The 17,325-nt window shown below is 35.9% G+C and carries 15 protein-coding genes and 1 other annotated feature; of the genes, 13 read left to right on the top strand and 2 right to left on the bottom strand.

The features are described 5' to 3' along the window. Positions 1–130: 130 nt before the first annotated feature. The 5 genes from E2636_RS11420 (at position 131) to E2636_RS11400 (ending at position 5,891) form a co-directional block, all read left to right on the top strand. A complete protein-coding gene (locus E2636_RS11420; RefSeq protein ID WP_134210298.1) occupies positions 131–1,138 on the top strand; it encodes an ABC transporter ATP-binding protein in 1,008 nt (335 codons plus the stop codon). A 1-nt stretch (position 1,139) separates the two neighbouring features. After that, positions 1,140–2,087, top strand: coding sequence for an ABC transporter ATP-binding protein (locus tag E2636_RS11415; protein ID WP_134210297.1), 948 nt, complete (start codon positions 1,140–1,142; stop codon positions 2,085–2,087). Position 2,088: 1 nt separating this feature from the next. Beyond that, a complete protein-coding gene (gene opp4B, locus E2636_RS11410) occupies positions 2,089–3,051 on the top strand; it encodes an oligopeptide ABC transporter permease (RefSeq protein ID WP_134210296.1) in 963 nt (320 codons plus the stop codon). Positions 3,052–3,082: 31 nt separating this feature from the next. Then, positions 3,083–3,994 (top strand): ABC transporter permease, encoded by a 912-nt coding sequence (locus E2636_RS11405; protein WP_134210295.1) that lies wholly within the window; start codon positions 3,083–3,085, stop codon positions 3,992–3,994. Positions 3,995–4,067: 73 nt separating this feature from the next. Next, positions 4,068–5,891, top strand: coding sequence for an oligopeptide ABC transporter substrate-binding protein (locus E2636_RS11400; protein WP_134210294.1), 1,824 nt, complete (start codon positions 4,068–4,070; stop codon positions 5,889–5,891). Positions 5,892–6,351: 460 nt separating this feature from the next. Here the strand turns inward: E2636_RS11400 and trpS are convergent, their stop codons facing one another. Then, positions 6,352–7,338 carry a tryptophan--tRNA ligase gene (gene trpS / locus E2636_RS11395; RefSeq protein WP_134210293.1) on the bottom strand — a complete coding sequence of 329 codons (987 nt, stop codon included), beginning with the start codon at positions 7,336–7,338 and terminating at the stop codon, positions 6,352–6,354. 145 nt (positions 7,339–7,483) lie between these two features. Beyond that, positions 7,484–7,710, bottom strand: a binding site (T-box leader). A gap of 56 nt (positions 7,711–7,766) precedes the next feature. After that, on the bottom strand, positions 7,767–8,120 hold the full coding sequence (locus tag E2636_RS11390; RefSeq protein ID WP_134210292.1) for a DUF3899 domain-containing protein: 354 nt from the start codon (positions 8,118–8,120) through the stop codon (positions 7,767–7,769). 233 nt (positions 8,121–8,353) lie between these two features. On the opposite strand from E2636_RS11390, the gene E2636_RS11385 reads away from it, so the two are divergent. The 8 genes from E2636_RS11385 to mecA all read left to right on the top strand — a co-directional run bounded on the left by E2636_RS11385 (position 8,354) and on the right by mecA (position 17,287). Further along, positions 8,354–10,045: a peptide ABC transporter substrate-binding protein gene (locus E2636_RS11385; RefSeq protein ID WP_134210291.1), complete on the top strand. Its 1,692-nt coding sequence runs from the start codon at positions 8,354–8,356 to the stop codon at positions 10,043–10,045. Positions 10,046–10,205: 160 nt separating this feature from the next. Beyond that, a complete protein-coding gene (opp3b, locus tag E2636_RS11380) occupies positions 10,206–11,138 on the top strand; it encodes an oligopeptide ABC transporter permease (RefSeq protein ID WP_134210290.1) in 933 nt (310 codons plus the stop codon). Then, complete coding sequence (opp3C, locus tag E2636_RS11375) at positions 11,138–12,157, top strand: oligopeptide ABC transporter permease (protein ID WP_134210289.1); 1,020 nt, start codon at positions 11,138–11,140, stop codon at positions 12,155–12,157. The genes opp3b and opp3C overlap by 1 nt, the downstream gene beginning before the upstream one ends. A 14-nt stretch (positions 12,158–12,171) precedes the next feature. Then, complete coding sequence (locus E2636_RS11370) at positions 12,172–13,227, top strand: ABC transporter ATP-binding protein (protein WP_134210288.1); 1,056 nt, start codon at positions 12,172–12,174, stop codon at positions 13,225–13,227. Beyond that, positions 13,227–14,168: an ABC transporter ATP-binding protein gene (locus E2636_RS11365; protein ID WP_017381589.1), complete on the top strand. Its 942-nt coding sequence runs from the start codon at positions 13,227–13,229 to the stop codon at positions 14,166–14,168. Before E2636_RS11370 ends, E2636_RS11365 begins: the two co-directional genes overlap by 1 nt. A 166-nt stretch (positions 14,169–14,334) precedes the next feature. Then, positions 14,335–15,543 carry a putative glycoside hydrolase gene (locus tag E2636_RS11360; RefSeq protein ID WP_134210287.1) on the top strand — a complete coding sequence of 403 codons (1,209 nt, stop codon included), beginning with the start codon at positions 14,335–14,337 and terminating at the stop codon, positions 15,541–15,543. A 419-nt stretch (positions 15,544–15,962) separates the two neighbouring features. After that, complete coding sequence (spxA, locus tag E2636_RS11355) at positions 15,963–16,358, top strand: transcriptional regulator SpxA (RefSeq protein WP_166669594.1); 396 nt, start codon at positions 15,963–15,965, stop codon at positions 16,356–16,358. A 260-nt stretch (positions 16,359–16,618) separates the two neighbouring features. Next, positions 16,619–17,287, top strand: coding sequence for an adaptor protein MecA (gene mecA, locus E2636_RS11350; RefSeq protein ID WP_134210286.1), 669 nt, complete (start codon positions 16,619–16,621; stop codon positions 17,285–17,287). Positions 17,288–17,325 lie beyond the last annotated feature (38 nt).

The following is a 17,325-nucleotide window of genomic DNA, read 5'->3' as shown; positions in this document are numbered from 1 at the left end:
ATATGTTGCCGTAGTAATATTTCTGTAATAGTATTTATTATTAGATGAACAATTAACAGAAGAATTGGAATTTTGGGAAGAAGGAGTAAATTTTACCGCATCTTAGTATTTACTTGAGAGGAGTATTAGTTTGAACACATCGCAAGTGCTTTTAACAATAACCGACTTACATACTGGATTTCGTATTAAAGATACATATTTTAATGCTGTGGATGGAGTCTCCATTCATTTAAAAAAGAATGAAATTTTAGCGATAGTTGGAGAATCAGGATGCGGTAAAAGTACGTTAGCAACTTCTATTATTGGGCTCCATGATCCAAATAACACTAAAATAACTGGTGAAATACAGTTTAAAGGTTTTGATTTAACAAAACTGACAGATGAAAAACTAAATAAGGTACGTGGGAACGATATTGGCATGATCTTTCAGGATCCTTTATCTGCTTTAAATCCTTTAATGCGTATTGGTGATCAAATTGAAGAGAGTTTGATCTATCACACAAAACTTTCGAAAGTTGAAAGATTAAAGCGTGTAATTGAACTTATTAATCAAGTTGGGATTCCAAATCCAAAAAGAGTCGTGAAACAATTTCCACATCAACTATCAGGTGGCATGCGTCAACGAGTAATTATCGCTATTGCCATATCTTGTAAGCCATCCATCATTATTGCGGACGAACCAACCACAGCATTAGATGTAACCATACAAGCTCAAATATTAGATTTACTTAAAAATTTACAAACTGAAACTGAATCAGGCATTATCTTGATTACTCATGACTTAGGTGTAGTGGCAGAAGTGGCCGATCGAGTAGCTGTTATGTATGCAGGACAAATCATTGAAGAAGCGCCGGTTGAAGAGTTATTCAATAATCCTATCCATCCTTATACAAAATCTTTATTAAACTCAATTCCACAAACACACAGTGATAACGAAAAATTAGAAGTCATTCAAGGTTTAGTACCGTCACTAGTTAATTTACCACGCGAGGGTTGTCGCTTTGCCCCGCGAATTCCTTGGATTCCACAAGAGGCACACGAAACAAAACCACAACTTCATGAAATAGCACCAGGACATTTTGTTCGATGTACCTGCTGGAATCGCTTTCATTTTGAAGGTGAAGAGGGGGAAGTTTGACATGAGTTTTATGGAAATAAAAGATTTGCGCATTCACTATCCCATTCGTGGTGGCTTCTTTAATACAATTGTTGATCATGTACATGCTGTTGACGGCATTAATATGGAATTCGAAAAAGGGAAGACATATGGTCTGGTAGGCGAATCAGGGTGTGGTAAATCCACAACAGGCAAAGCCATTATCGGTCTTGAGAAAATAACATCGGGTAAAATCATTTACGAAGGAAAAGATGTGACCAATAAACGTCGCCAACGTAACTCTTCGTATAATCGTGATATTCAAATGATTTTCCAAGATGCACACTCAAGTTTAAATCCGCGCAAACGCGTGCAAGATATTTTGGCGGAACCTATCAGGAACTTTTTAAAACTCTCTGTTTCAGAAGAAAAGAGAAAAATTAATGAATTATTAGCTATCGTAGGAATGCCTGAAGATGCAAAAGTGAAATACCCTCATGAATTCTCTGGGGGACAAAAGCAACGCATAGGTATTGCTCGTGCGATTGCCACTAACCCAAAACTCATTATTGCGGATGAGCCAGTTTCGGCTCTAGATTTATCAGTACAAGCACAAGTATTAAACTTCTTGAAAGATATACAAGATGAATTGGGATTGAGCTATTTATTTATATCGCATGATCTTGGAGTAGTGAAACATATGTGTGACCATGTTTCCATCATGTATAAAGGAAGATTTGTAGAGTCTGGGTCGAAGAAAGATATTTATCAAACGCCTCAGCATATTTACACAAAAAGATTATTATCGGCGATTCCTACCATTGAGCCTTCAAGTAGAGTAGAACGTAAAGTAGAACGAATTAATGTAGAGAAAAATTACCAAATTGATAATCATCAATACTTTGATGAAAACGGTCGCGTGTATGACCTTCAACCAATTTCTGATACGCATGAAGTAGCGATGTCGGAAAGCAAAGAGGGGGTTATATAATATGTGGAAAACGATAATTCGACGCATTTTGCTCATGATTCCACAATTATTAGCTTTAAGTCTATTAATCTTTATTATGGCTAAATTTATGCCAGGAGATCCTTTTACTGGAATGGTTACACCTGATACCGACCCTGCTCGCATAGAAGAATTGCGTCAACAAGCAGGTTTTTATGACCCATGGTATAAACAATATGGTATATGGATGATGAATGCTGTCCAAGGTGATTTTGGAAAAAGTTATACGTATAAAGTGGCGGTAGCGGACCTTATAGGGGATCGAGCACTTAATACATTGTGGTTAGCTTTAGTGAGTGTGTTTTTACTATATGTAATTGCCATTCCTCTAGGTGTCCTAGCGGGGCGCTATCAGAATACATTTTTAGATAAAACGGTTGTTCTATATAGCTTTATTAGTTATGCCATTCCGGTATTCGTTCTTTCCCTTATCTTCTTATATATTTTCGGATACAAGCTACAATGGTTCCCTACAAGCGGAACAGTTGATATCAAATATGATAATGGTTCATTAGGTTATATTTGGAGTAAATTTTATCATCTTCTATTACCAGCCATTACGTATGCCATTCTTGGAACGACTGGTGTCATTCAATATTTACGTACAGAAGTAATAGATGCAAAGTCTCAAGATTATGTTCGTACTGCGCGTAGTAAAGGGATTCCCTTAAATAAAGTGTACTCACGACATATTTTCCGGAATTCTTTATTACCAATCGCGGCATTTCTAGGTTTTACTATCACTGGCTTACTTGGCGGATCCATCTTTATTGAAACCATTTTCAGCTATCCAGGAATGGGACAATTATTCATTCAATCCATTTCTGGACGTGATTATAGTGTAATTACTGCATTGGTTATGCTGTACGGATTCTTAACATTATTAGGCAGTCTATTATCCGACATTATTATGAGTATTGTAGATCCAAGAATTAGGATAGATTGACTAAAATAATGGTTAAGGAGAGTGTACTCACATGAAAGAGCAGACAGAAAATGTAGTGATTCAATCTGAACATCCAGAAAGCTCTCCGCCTACTGGATTTCAAGTAATCATGCGTGAATTTAAAAAAGATAAACTTGCGATGTTTTCTCTTATCGCATTAGTAGTAGTGATTGTCGGGATTTTCATTTGGTCCCTGTTAATAGATCAACAAGAAATGATGCGCGTTAGTTTACGAGATAAATTCGCAGAACCTGGAGACAAGTTCTTGTTAGGTGCTGACCAAGGTGGTCGAGATATTTTAGGGCAACTGATAATCGGCGCACGTAATTCAATCGCGATTGCCATGGCGGTAACTTTATTAACAGGTGTAGTTGGAATCATGATTGGTTTGACTACAGGTTACTTTGGTGGTTGGATAGACAACATCTTTATGCGAATCATTGATTTCTTTATTACAATTCCATCTTTGATGATCATTATTGTCTTTGTTACCATCGTACCAAAATACAATATTCCAATTTTCATTTTGATTGTCAGTGTATTCTTATGGCCAGGCACAGCTCGTCTGATTCGAAGCAAGGCACTCTCTGAAAGTCGGAGAGACTATATAAACGCTTCGAAAACAATGGGGACAAGTGATGCGGCCATCATTTTCAAAAAAATGATGCCAAATCTTAGCTCCATATTAATTGTGGAACTAACGTTGAACTTTGCAGGAAATGTTGGAATTGAAACGGGTCTTTCGTTCTTAGGGTTCGGATTGCCTCCATCTACACCAAGTTTAGGGACACTAGTAAGTTATGCGGTCAACCCGTTGGTGCTTAAGGAAATGTGGTGGGTTTGGTTACCAGCATCACTGCTTATTCTCTTCTTGATGTTGGGAATTAACTATGTAGGTCAAGCTATTCGTCGATCTGCCGATGCGAAGCAACGCTTAGGGTAATACCTAATTAATGGTGGTATTAAACGGTTAACGTTTGATATATAGAACATGAGATAAAAAAGGAGGAAATGGAATGAACAAAAAGCTTTGGACATTATTAGCATTACTTTTAGCTTTCGTACTTGTACTTGGTGCATGTAACGGAGAAGGCGACTCGACAGATGGAAAAGATTCACCAGCAAAAGATGGTGACAAAGAAGAAAGTGAAGAAGTGGTAGATACTGGGAGTTTCCCGTTAGATGTTGAAAATGAAGGAGATGTGATTGAAGGAGGTACTTTAAAAGTGGCTCTTGTAAATGACTCACCTTTCCAAGGGATTTTCTCAACAGTTCTATATGAAGATGCATATGATGCAGATATCATGGATTTCGCAAGTAACACAATCTTTGAAACAGATGGTGACTTTTTATTAACTAACGAAGGTATCGCTGGTATGGAAGTTGATCAAGACAATAATAAAGTAACAATTACCATCAAAGACGGTGTTAAATGGTCTGATGGTGAACCACTTAAAATTGAAGATTTAATTCAACCTTACTTAATTATCGGTTCTCCAGACTACACAGGGGTTCGTTATGATGTTGATTTCCAAAACATCGTAGGTGCTGTTGACTACCATGATGGCAAAGCTGATACAATTTCAGGTTTAAAGAAAGTGGATGAAAAGACGTTAGAAATTTCATTTACAAAATTATCTCCAGCTATTTTCAGTGGTGGTGACGGAATCTGGACTTCTGCTGAACCAAGCCATATCCTAAAAGATATTCCGGTTGCAGATTTACTTGAGTCTGACGCAGTACGTAAAAACATTGTTACGTTAGGTGCTTTCAAATTTGATAAAATCGTACCAGGTGAATCAGTACAATTCGTGAAAAACGAAAACTACTGGAGAGGTGTTCCGAAACTTGATGGTGTATTAGTGAAAACTGTTCCTACAACTTCAATCTCTGTTGCATTACAAACAGGGGAATATCATATGACTGCTAATACTTTTAGCACTGACAAGTATTTAGAAATTAAAGATTTTGATAACCTTACAGTTCTTGCTCGTAATGAACTTTACTACCAATACATTGGATTCAAACTTGGTAAATATGATTTAGATAAGAGCGAAGTTGCAATGGACCAAGATGCTAAGATGAACGATGTAAAACTTCGTCAAGCAATGGGCTATGCAATCGACGTTGAACAAGTTTCAGAAGTATATTACAATAACTTACGTGAACGTGCAACATCATTAATTCCACCAGTATTCCAATCATTCTATGATGATTCATTAGAAGGTTACACATACGATGTAGATAAAGCAAATGCATTATTAGATGAAGCTGGATATAAAGACGTTGATGGTGACGGACTTCGTGAAGATAAAGAAGGCAAACCACTTGAAATTAAATTCGCTACAATGTCTGGTGGAGATATCGCAGAAGACATCGCATCATTCTACATGCAAAACTGGAAAGATGTTGGTTTAAATGTGACTCTTGCAACAGGTCGTACAATTGAATTCAACAGCTTCTACGATAAAGTACAAGGTGATGACCCAGAAATCGATATCTTCATGGCTGCATGGGGAACAGGTACGAACCCATCTCCAGCAGGATTATACTCTAAGACTGCTCAATATAACTTTAGCCGTTACACTTCTGAGACGTTAGAAGAGCTATTAACTGCTATCGACTCTCCAGAAGCTTTCGATGCTGAATATCGTGCAGATAAGTTTCGTGAATGGCAAGAATATATGTCTGAAAATGCTCCAATCATACCAACTCAAACCCGTTTAGAATTACGCCCAGTTAACAAAAGCGTAAAAGCTTACGGTATTGATTACGCTAATGTCTTTGATTGGAACAAAGTTGAATTAATTTCTGAAGATCCTGCTAAATCTTCTAAATAAAATCAAAAAATAGAAACCCCGCATCTAAACGAATGTTTAGATGCGGGGTTTCTTTGTGGAATTAAAATGGAACTAATTTTTTTCAGTACAGAAATCGGTATAGCTATTATGTAAGTCTTTAAATAGCTTTACTTTACATTCCCTTGATTAAGCTTTAGTAAGTATGATCGCAGTTTTAAGTAACGGACGTTAGTTTATATTTTTGAAGTTGTACGCAATAAAAAAGGGCTAATTAGACTTACAAACACTGAATGTGACATATAGTAATGTAAAAGGGTGCTTGTATTAATGAAATGGCTACTTTTTACAATTAGTTACATATGCATTGTAATGAGTCTTTTACAAATTCTTTTATATTTAAATTACTTATCGTTCGGGTATACATGGAAAAGTGTCTGGGCATTTATTATCCAGACACCTGATTTTGCATTATTCATAAGCTCATTTATATTGCTGACATTTATCGTTTTCTACCCAAGCCCATCGCGTTCTCCATTTTTTTAAGAGTCTTTGAGGCAACAGCATGTGCTTTAATGGCACCTTCATCTAAAATAACATCTAGTTCATCAGAAGCTAATAACTCTTCGTAACGCTGTTGTATAGGCTTTAAGTGGTCTATAACGGCATTTGCAACAGATGCTTTGAAATCACCATAACCTACATTATTATATTTTGTAACTAAGTCTTCAATAGATACGCCAGTTAATGCAGCTTCTATTGTTAGTAAATTTGAAACTCCAGGTTTATTGTCAACATCAAATGCAACAATTCCTTCAGAATCTGTTACAGCACTTTTTATTTTTTTCTCGATTTCTTTAGGTGTATCTAATAAAGTGATAGTTGATTTTTTATTTGGATCAGATTTGCTCATCTTTTTCATTGGATCTTGAAGAGACTTTATACGCGCTCCATTTTTGGGCAAACGGATTTCTGGAATTGTTAAAACATCATTGTATCTCTTGTTAAAGCGTTCCGCTAAGTCGCGTGTTAGTTCTACATGTTGCTTTTGATCATCTCCTACAGGCACGATATCCGTTTGGTACAAAATGATATCTGCAGCCATAAGAGGAGGATAGGTTAATAGGGAAGCAGACACTCCGTCTTTCCCTGTAGATTTATCTTTAAACTGTGTCATACGTTCAAGTTCTCCGATATATGAGATACATTGCATCATCCATCCTGCCTGGGCATGCGCAGGTACTTCCGATTGGATAAATAGAATAGCTTTCTTAGGATCTATACCGACCGCTAAGTAAAGAGCCGCTAAAGAACGAATGTTTCTACGAAGTTCTAATCTGTCTTGTGTAACCGTAATGGCATGCTGGTCAACAATACAAAAAATACAGTCATACTCATGTTGTAAAGTTGTGAATTGACGAAACGCACCAATATAATTTCCTAGTGTTACTGTTCCAGTAGGTTGTACGCCTGAAAAGATTTTCTTCATCTAATTTCCTCCTTCAAAATATGAATGTTCTTACATCATCTATTTTGTGACATAAGAAACATTTTTGTGGCTGCTTAGAAGAGACATTATGGACTTTTCTAAGCGAATATTTGTGTTGAAATAAAAAAACACATCACTCTCCCTGTAAAGGGACGAATGATGTGTGAATCCGTGGTACCACCCAGATTGCCAAAAGTTAATGGCCTCTTTAACTTCGTAACGTGAAGGGACGTATTAGGCTACACTTAATTAAAAAAGTTTCGCAAAATAAGCTCGGAAGTCCATTCTTTTTGAAAGGAAGATCTGTTTTCAGCAACCACAGACTCTCTAAGCTTCCCGTTCAAATGTACTACTCTTCGTCTTAGCCTGTAACTAGTATATTTAAAGTCATTATATTATAGAAGAAACTCAAAAATCAAGTGGTTTAATTACATATAATAAATTAGTAAAGCCATCGCCATGAAAAGTAAAATAGACCCACCTAGTTGGAAAAATGGTCTGTATGAAAAGTCTAATAATTCAGAGGGAGAACGCATCGATTCTATAACTTCTGAATTTCTTTTTGTTGTAAAAACTTTTCTCATACTCAATGTAAATATATCAAAAAAACCATTAGAAACGACATAAATCAGTAAGCCAATAAAAACAATTATTCCACCGACAAAAAAGGATACATTAATATATGGTGTTAAACTTAGTCCTTTATTAGAAAGAAACACAATTGTTACAATGAAAATTTGAGAAATTAAAAATAAGATCAATTTAGTTTTCACTTGTTTCACCTCAATCCTCTACATATTGTAGAATAATTGCTAGAATAAATCAAAATTTGGTGTTACGAAATAAATAATTTGAATTAATGAAAAACCTTATATATCAACTGTTTTGTCATGATATTGTAATCTTTTTGTTATATTACCGTAAAAAACTTTGCAAAAAAGACTGTACAGATTTTTCAGAATATGTATAATAAGGATTGTACCAATTATTAAGAAAATTCAAGGGGGTCAACTTAGTGAAGAACAACAAGTTTTTTTGGCTGTTAAGCCTAATGTTAGTACTTAGTGTATTTTTAGCTGCTTGTGGCAAAGACGATGCAGCAACACCAGCACCAAACGGTGATGACGACAAAGAACCAGCAACAGAAGTAGATGAGGCTCAAGTTCTAAACTTAATCATGAGTGCTGAAATTCCAACAATGGATTCTGCACTAGTAACAGATTCTGTTGGTTTTGACCTTTTAAACAATGTAAACGAAGGTTTATACCGTTTGAATGATGAAAACGTAGCAGTACCTGCAATCGCTGAAAGCGAGCCTACAGTTTCTGAAGATGGTTTAGTCTACACTTTCACAATCCGTGATTCAAAATGGTCTGACGGATCACCTGTAACAGCGGGAGATTTTGAATTCGCTTGGAAACGTGCGATGAATCCTGATACTGCATCTGAATACGGTCCATACATGATGGGTGGAGTAGTTAAAAATGCTACTGCTATTTCTGAAGGAAAAGCTGAATACACTGAGTTAGGTGTTAAAGCAGTTGATGAAAAAACTCTTGAAGTAACATTAGAAAAACAAGTACCTTACTTCTTGTCTCTAATGTCATTTGGAACTTTCTTACCACAAAATGAAGCCTTCGTTACTGAAAAAGGTGCTGATTATGCTACAAACTCAGATAACCTAATTTCTAACGGACCTTTCGTTCTAGAAGCTTGGGATGGCACTGGCTTATCTTGGCAGTTAGTTAAAAATGATCAGTACTGGGATGCAGAAACTGTAAAACTTACTGAGATTAACTATGACGTAGTAAAAGAAACAGCTACTGCAGTTAACTTGTACACAACTGGAGAAAAAGATCGTACTGCTCTTTCTGGTGAGTATGCAATGCAATATGCAGCAGATGCTGATTTAGTAACAGAATTAGAAACAACATTATTCTATTTTAAATATAACCAACAACGTGACGGTAAAGATACACCACTTGCAAACGTTAATATTCGTGAAGCAATTACAAAAGGTTTCAACAAACAAGATTTAGTAGATGTAGTTTTAGCTAATGGTTCTGTACCAGCTAACTACTTAGTACCAAAAGCATTCTCTTTCAATGAAGCTGGAGAAGACTTCCGTGATATCAACGGCGAAATGTCTGAATTCAATGCTGAAGAAGCAAAAGCAGCATGGGAAAAAGGTTTATCTGAGCTAGGTGTTACTGAAGTAACTTTAGAAATTCTAGGTGGAGACACTGAGCTTTCTAAAAAAATGGATGAGTACTTCAAATCTCAATTAGAGGGTAACCTTGAAGGCCTAAAAATTACACTTAAAGAAGTACCATTTGCTGTTCGTTTAGATCTTGATACTGCTCAAAACTATGACATTCAAGTTGCTGGATGGGGACCTGATTTCCAAGATCCTTACACATTCATGAACTTATGGTTAACTGATGGTGGTAACAATAAAATGTCATATTCAAATCCTAAATTTGATGAGTTAGTTAATTCATCAGTTGGCGAACTAGCTATGGATCCTGAAGCTCGTTGGGACGCAATGGCACAAGCTGAAAAACTTCTTATTGAAGAAGATTTCGGTATTGGACCAATCTACCAACGTGGAACAATGTCTCTTGTAAAACCATATGTTAAGGGTGTTGTTACTCACTCATTTGGTGGAGACTATAGTTACAAATGGGCTTACATCGAAGGTAAATAATCTTTTAGTTTCGAGTTTGAAAATCTCATAAAGAGGGAGTGTATGGTATGACCATATACTCTCTCTTTTAAATGAGATATAATATGATTATGACAATTTAAAATTGTCTATTCATAAAATTAGTTTGAAAAACTTATAGAAACATATAGGAGGTGCAAAGATGACTAAGTATATTGTAAAACGCGTATTTTATATGTTCATTACTCTTTTCCTGATTGCGACAGCAACATTTTTCTTAATGAAAACGCTTCCAGGTTCCCCTATAAGTTCCGCTCCGAAACTTACTTCTACTCAACTTGCGGTAGTGGAGGCAAAGTATGGTTTAGATCAACCACTACCAGTTCAGTACGGAAAATACATGCTGAATTTGGCGCAAGGAGATTTAGGGAATTCATTCCAGTTTAAAGGGGCTAGTGTCACAGACTTAATCCTTAGTCGTTTAGGGCCATCTTTCTTATTAGGATCACAAGGTTTGATTCTTGGATTAGCGATAGGAATCATCTTAGGTATGATTTCAGCATTAAGGCAGAATACCATCTGGGATTTCGGTAGTACATTTATTGCTATTCTTGGTATTTCTATACCTTCCTTTGTCTTCGCGACATTTTTACAATATTGGCTTGCAGTTAAATGGGGTTTATTTCCAGTTGCATTGTGGAATGATGGTTGGATGTCCAGTGTACTGCCGTCAATAGCTTTAGCAATGGGACCACTTGCTGTTGGATCAAGATTTATTCGCACTGAAATGATTGAAGTGCTTAGTTCTGATTATATAACCTTAGCCAAATCAAAAGGTGCTAACGGTTTTGAAGTTGCGTTTAAACATGCATTCCGTAATGCACTAATTCCTCTTGTGACGGTTTTAGGACCATTAGCAGCAGGACTTTTAACAGGTTCACTTGTAATAGAACAAATATTCGCTATACCTGGTATTGGTGAACAATTCGTGAAAGCCATCATGGTGAGTGATTTCTCAATCATCATGGGAACAACATTGTTCTTCTCTGTGTTCTTAGTTTTTGTTATTTTAGTAGTCGATATACTTTACGGTGTAATCGATCCACGTATTCGTTTGTCAGGAGGGGAAAGCTAATGACACAGAATCTTAAAAACCTACCTTCTGGATCTTTTGATAGAGTTACCGTTGATAGTAGTCATGCAGAAAAGATAGCAAAACCAAGTTTAAGTTTTTGGCAAGATGCATGGTTGCGTATTCGTAAAAATAAAGCAGCCATTGTTAGTATGATCATTTTAGTGTTAATTGTAGTTATGGCTTTTGTAGGCCCTTACTTGAGTCCGCATGATGGTGAAGTGCAAACAATTACACATGCGAACTTACCACCTAAAGTTCAAGGTTTTGAAAATCTTGGATTTATGGATGGGTTTGGAATTCTGGGTGGTAAAGAAGTCGATTTATATGAAATGAAAAATGTTGATGTATATTATTGGTTCGGTACGGACGGTTTAGGCCGAGATATGTTCTCACGTCTATGGCAAGGTACACAGATTTCCTTGTTTATCGCGTTTGTGGCAGCCTTAATTGATATGGTCATCGGTGTTATTTACGGTGGGGTATCTGCATATTACGGTGGTCGAGTAGATGATATTATGCAACGTGTTGTCGAAATATTGTATGGAATACCTAACTTAGTTGTCGTAATTTTAATGATTTTGGTTTTAGACCCTGGTATTACCGCCATCATTATTGCTATCACTATAACCGGTTGGATTGGAATGTCACGTATTGTCCGTGGACAAGTATTAAAGCATAAAAATCAAGAATTTGTGTTAGCAGCTCGAACGCTAGGAGCAAGTAATAACCGTATTATCATTAAACATTTACTTCCTAATATTTTAGGAATTATCATCATTAACACAATGTTTACAATTCCGGGTGCCATCTTCTTCGAGGCTTTCCTAAGCTTTATCGGACTTGGTTTACAACCACCGGCAGCATCTCTAGGTACTTTAATCAATGATGGATACAAGTTGATTCAATTTCAACCGCATATTCTGTTATTCCCATCGATTGTCTTGAGTTTACTTATGATTGCATTTAACTTACTCGGTGATGGATTACGTGATGCACTTGATCCGAAGATGAAAGACTAAGGGAGGAAAGCGTAATGGAAAAAATCTTAGAAGTAAAAGACCTTCAGCTTTCCTTCCATACTTTTGCAGGAGAAGTTAAAGCCATTCGTGGAGTTGACTTTGATTTGCTAAAAGGGGAAACGTTAGCAATAGTTGGTGAATCTGGTTCTGGGAAATCAGTAACTACAAAAGCGATTATGCGTCTTTTACCAGAATCTAGTTCAGAATTCAAAAGTGGAGAAATCTTGTTTAACGGAAAAGATTTAACGAAGCTGACTGATAAACAAATGCAAAAAATTCGTGGAAAAGATATTTCAATGATTTTCCAAGATCCTATGACTTCTTTAAATCCTACGATGCCAATAGGCAGACAGATTACAGAACCGTTGTTAAAACACCAAGGCGTTGGTAGATCAGAGGCAAGAAAAATTGCTATTGATCTACTTCGTATGGTTGGTATGCCTAAACCTGAATTGCGTATTAAACAATTTCCTCACCAATTTTCTGGCGGTCAACGTCAACGTATCGTAATTGCTATTGCACTTGCATGCAATCCGCAAATTTTGATTGCTGATGAGCCAACAACAGCTCTTGACGTAACCATTCAAGCACAGATACTTGAATTAATGAAAGACCTGCAAAAGAAAATTGATACTTCGATTATATTCATCACACATGACCTTGGCGTTGTTGCAAACGTGGCAGATCGTGTTGCTGTTATGTATGGTGGACGTATTGTTGAAATTGGAACAGTTGATGAAATTTTCTATAATCCTCAACATCCTTATACTTGGGGTTTACTAAGCTCAATGCCGTCTCTTGATACAGCTGAGGAGAAATTATATGCAATTCCAGGTACACCTCCAGATTTATTAGATCCTCCAAAAGGAGACGCATTTGCACTCCGAAGTGAATATGCACTTGCAATTGATTTAGTGGAGGCTCCTCCAGTATTTAAAGTGAGCGATACACATTTTGCTTCTACTTGGTTGTTGCACCCGGAGGCTCCACAAGTAGATCCTCCAGTTGCTATTATTGAACGTATGAAAAAGTTTCCAGGTAGCCGCTATTATGAAGGGGGTACAAAGTGATGGCTGAAAAGTTACTCGAAATAAGAAACTTAAAACAATATTTCAACAAAGGTAAAGCAAATGAAGTCCGCGCAGTTGATGATATTAGTTTTGATATTTACAAAGGTGAAACTCTTGGTATAGTTGGAGAGTCTGGTTGTGGTAAATCGACGACCGGGCGTTCTATTATTCGACTTTATAATGCAACAGCAGGAGAAGTTATTTTTGACGGAGTTAATGTTCATGGTAAAAAAACGAAATCTGAATTAAAAATATTTAATCGTAAAATGCAAATGATTTTTCAAGATCCTTATGCGTCTTTAAATCCACGTATGAAAGTAATGGATATAATCGCTGAAGGTTTAGACATTCATAGTTTAGTCAAGTCATCCAAAGAACGTAAAGAACGTGTTCACGAACTACTTGAAACCGTAGGGTTAAATAAAGAACATGCGAACCGTTATCCACATGAATTCTCTGGTGGACAGCGTCAACGCCTTGGAATCGCTCGTGCCCTTGCTGTGGATCCTGAGTTCATCATTGCTGATGAGCCAATATCAGCTCTTGATGTATCAATTCAAGCACAAGTTGTTAACTTACTAAAAGAGTTACAAGTAGAAAAAGGCTTAACATACTTGTTTATTGCTCATGATTTATCAATGGTTAAATACATCTCAGATCGTATTGGGGTTATGTATTTTGGTAAATTAGTTGAACTTGCAACTGCTGAAGATTTGTATAACAATCCATTACATCCTTATACACAATCATTGTTATCAGCAATTCCACTTCCAGATCCAAACTATGAGCGTACGCGCGTACGTAAATCGTATGATGCAACTTCTCATAATTATCAAGACGGTGAAGAAATTTCTATGCGTGAAGTAACACCTGGACACTTTGTATTCTGTTCAGAACGTGAATTTAACGCGTTAAAATTAACCTCAGGTACTGGTGTATAACATGTTCTTTTTCAAATGAGTTGTTAATTGAAATTTTTCGTGTCAAATAAATGAGGTATTCCTATTTAGCGGGAATGCCTCATTTATTTTTTTATTAAAATTTGTTCTTTAATTGTGTACGATTAATTGATAAAATGGAAGAGAATAGAAAGGAAGTAAATAAAATATGACATTTAAGAAATGGATTGTCTCAAGTGCAATAGTCGCTACATTAATTTTTCCTACTACTGCGGTCTTTGCTGACGAACTTAAAAGTGCTAAAGATTTTACAGAACGTACATATGGATTTACGGCTGTCGATGAAGACATAGTTGCTGCTTCAACATTATTTCGTTTTGACTCAGGTTTAGCTTTTACTTATCCAGATGCCATTCGTGGTGTATACGTAACTGGTCACTCAGCAGGTGGTGCACGATTTAAGGATTTACTAAATTTAATGGATACCACAGATTTAAATGCTATGGTTATTGACATAAAAGATGATTTTGGTGAACTTACATATATGCCAGCTGAAGATTCTCCATTAAAACCGCTAGAAATCGGAAAATCTTACATAAAAAATCCTCGTGAGATGTTAGAAATTTTAGAAGAAAAAAAAGTCTACCCAATTGCTCGAGTAGTTGTTTTCAAAGATACGGCACTCGCGAATGCGAAACCTGAGCTTTCTTTTGTTGATGACTCTGGCGTATGGAAAAATAGACGAGGAGAAGCTTTTGTTAATCCATTTATGAAGGAAGTATGGGATTACAATGTAGAGGTAGCAATAGAAGCTGCAAAGATGGGCTTCCAAGAAATTCAGTTTGATTATGTTAGATTCCCAGAAGGATTTGAAAATCGAGTGGATAAAGTCAAGTTCAGCATGGGTGAATATGAAAATTCTGACTTGGATGCTGTTCAAAGACGCGTACAAGCGGTCACGGATTTTGTTGCATATGCACGTGAAAAGCTTAAACCATACGATGTGAAAATTTCTGTAGATATTTTTGGATATGCAGCTACATTACCTGAAGCGCCTGGTATTGGACAAAACTTCGGCAAAATTTCTGAAAATGTCGATGTCATTTCATCTATGATTTATCCTAGTCATTGGACATCATATTTTGGAATTGCGAAACCAGACTTAGAACCTTATAGGCTTGTAAAAGAGTATGCGAAAGTTGAAAATGCTACTTTAGCTAAACTTGAAAATCCACCTATATCTCGCCCTTGGATCCAAGATTTTACAGCTTCCTACTTAGGGGCAGGTAACTATAAAAAATACGGTGCAACCGAAGTGGAAGCACAAATTAAAGCTTTAAATGAATCAGGAATAAAAGAATATTTATTGTGGAATGCAGGTAATCGTTATTCTCCGGGTGTTGATTACACACCATAAACAATGAAAATCCTTCTTCTTTTTATAGAAGAGGATTTTTTTTGTTATTAATGAAACCTTTTGTCGTTTATTTACGTATTATTTATAGAAGGGACAAATTTAATTTTCATTTTCATTTTCTAATTGAGAATTTAAAAAGCTTATTTCAAGGTGTTTAAAATGTAGTTGTTGCGGGTATATTAAAGTGAGAACAATAGAGCACTAGTAATACCGCTTGTTTACTACATATTATAGCTAAAATGTGTCTCTTTTCAAATTACTTGACTTTTTCTTCATATTCTATTTTAAATTATTTAAAAATGGTGTATAATAAAAAACATTAACCTATATTAAAGTGATTCTAAATTAGAAGTTTTAATAATATAATTAAAGTTGTTAAATTGAACTTGTTTACACATTTGAAAGGAAGTGTTCCTATGATGGTTACATTGTTTACTTCACCAAGCTGTACATCATGTCGAAAAGCAAAAGTATGGTTAGAAGAGCATGACATTCCATATACTGAGCGTAACATCTTTTCTGAACCGCTAAGTATTAGCGAAATCAAAGAAATTTTACGAATGACTGAAGATGGAACGGATGAGATTATCTCTACTCGTTCTAAAATATTCCAAAAATTAAATGTTGATGTTGAAAGTTTACCACTTCAACGTTTGTATGAATTAATTCAAGAGCATCCTGGACTATTACGTCGTCCAATTATTTTAGATGAAAAACGCCTACAAGTAGGTTATAACGAAGATGAAATTCGTCGCTTTTTACCTCGAAAAGTTCGTGCTTATCAATTGCTCGAAGCTCAACGTATGGTTAACTAAATTCGATTGGAAAATTGACTGATTGATTCTTCTTCGGTAATTTGAGAAGAATGATCAGTCATTTTCTTTTTTCGACTTGATTTACTTTACCCACTCTACTACAATGCTAATTAATTGTATTTTTCCAGAGTAGGAGCATATCCTTTTCATTTTCCTCTGGACCGTCATACAATAGAAATAGACACTGTATCGGTAAGCGGCTTGAAGTGTTGCTGGAAAAAGGGGAATCCCTTTTAAGCTATCGAAGGGAGATGTGTAAAATGGATATAGAACGGATTAATGAAAACACAGTTAAATTTTACATTTCATACATCGACATTGAAAAAAGAGGCTTCAGCCGAGATGAAATTTGGTTTAATCGAGATAAAAGTGAAGAACTCTTTTGGGAAATGATGGATGAAATAAATGATGAATCAGACTTTGAAGTTGAAGGACCATTATGGATTCAAGTTCATGCGATGGAAAAAGGACTCGAAGTAACAGTAACTCGAGCAGAAATTAATCGTGATGGAAAGAAACTCGAATCTCCATTTGAAGTTGATGAAAAGGGTCAATACTTTTCTAATATGTCTGAAAGTTCATCAGATGAACGATCTTTTGATGAATTTACTGGTCCTTTTACTGATTCAAATGAACTTCAAAATGAATTTACATTCCAAGTAAGTGATTTTGAAGATTTAATACCATTAGCGAAGCGTGTTAAATTGCCATCATATGTAGCGACTTCTTTATTCGCTTATAAAGAACGTTACTACCTATACGTCAAAGCGGACGATGAATTAATGGATGAAGAAGAAGTTAAAAACATGATAAGTATGATTTCTGAATATACGGCAAAATCGAGTATAACCGTACACCGATTGGAAGAGTACGGTAAGGAAATCATGGCCGATGAAGTGTTCGAGCAAATTCAAAAATACTTTAGCTAAAATCCTCCCTTAACGGGAGGATTTTTTTCTTGCCTTTA

The organism is Paenisporosarcina antarctica (genome assembly GCF_004367585.1).
Classification (GTDB): Bacteria; Bacillota; Bacilli; order Bacillales_A; family Planococcaceae; genus Paenisporosarcina; species Paenisporosarcina antarctica.
The sequence above is the reverse complement of the archived record's forward strand: the minus strand, read 5'-3'. Positions and strand labels throughout refer to the sequence as shown.

Coding starts and splice junctions, on each gene's coding strand:
- spxA (WP_166669594.1), top strand. CDS start 15,963: ATGGTTACATTGTTTACTTCACCAAGCTGTACATCATGTCGAAAAGCA.
- opp4B (WP_134210296.1), top strand. CDS start 2,089: ATGTGGAAAACGATAATTCGACGCATTTTGCTCATGATTCCACAATTA.
- E2636_RS11405 (WP_134210295.1), top strand. CDS start 3,083: ATGAAAGAGCAGACAGAAAATGTAGTGATTCAATCTGAACATCCAGAA.
- E2636_RS11415 (WP_134210297.1), top strand. CDS start 1,140: ATGAGTTTTATGGAAATAAAAGATTTGCGCATTCACTATCCCATTCGT.
- E2636_RS11370 (WP_134210288.1), top strand. CDS start 12,172: ATGGAAAAAATCTTAGAAGTAAAAGACCTTCAGCTTTCCTTCCATACT.
- E2636_RS11360 (WP_134210287.1), top strand. CDS start 14,335: ATGACATTTAAGAAATGGATTGTCTCAAGTGCAATAGTCGCTACATTA.
- opp3C (WP_134210289.1), top strand. CDS start 11,138: ATGACACAGAATCTTAAAAACCTACCTTCTGGATCTTTTGATAGAGTT.
- opp3b (WP_134210290.1), top strand. CDS start 10,206: ATGACTAAGTATATTGTAAAACGCGTATTTTATATGTTCATTACTCTT.
- trpS (WP_134210293.1), bottom strand. CDS start 7,338: ATGAAGAAAATCTTTTCAGGCGTACAACCTACTGGAACAGTAACACTA.
- E2636_RS11365 (WP_017381589.1), top strand. CDS start 13,227: ATGGCTGAAAAGTTACTCGAAATAAGAAACTTAAAACAATATTTCAAC.
- mecA (WP_134210286.1), top strand. CDS start 16,619: ATGGATATAGAACGGATTAATGAAAACACAGTTAAATTTTACATTTCA.
- E2636_RS11400 (WP_134210294.1), top strand. CDS start 4,068: ATGAACAAAAAGCTTTGGACATTATTAGCATTACTTTTAGCTTTCGTA.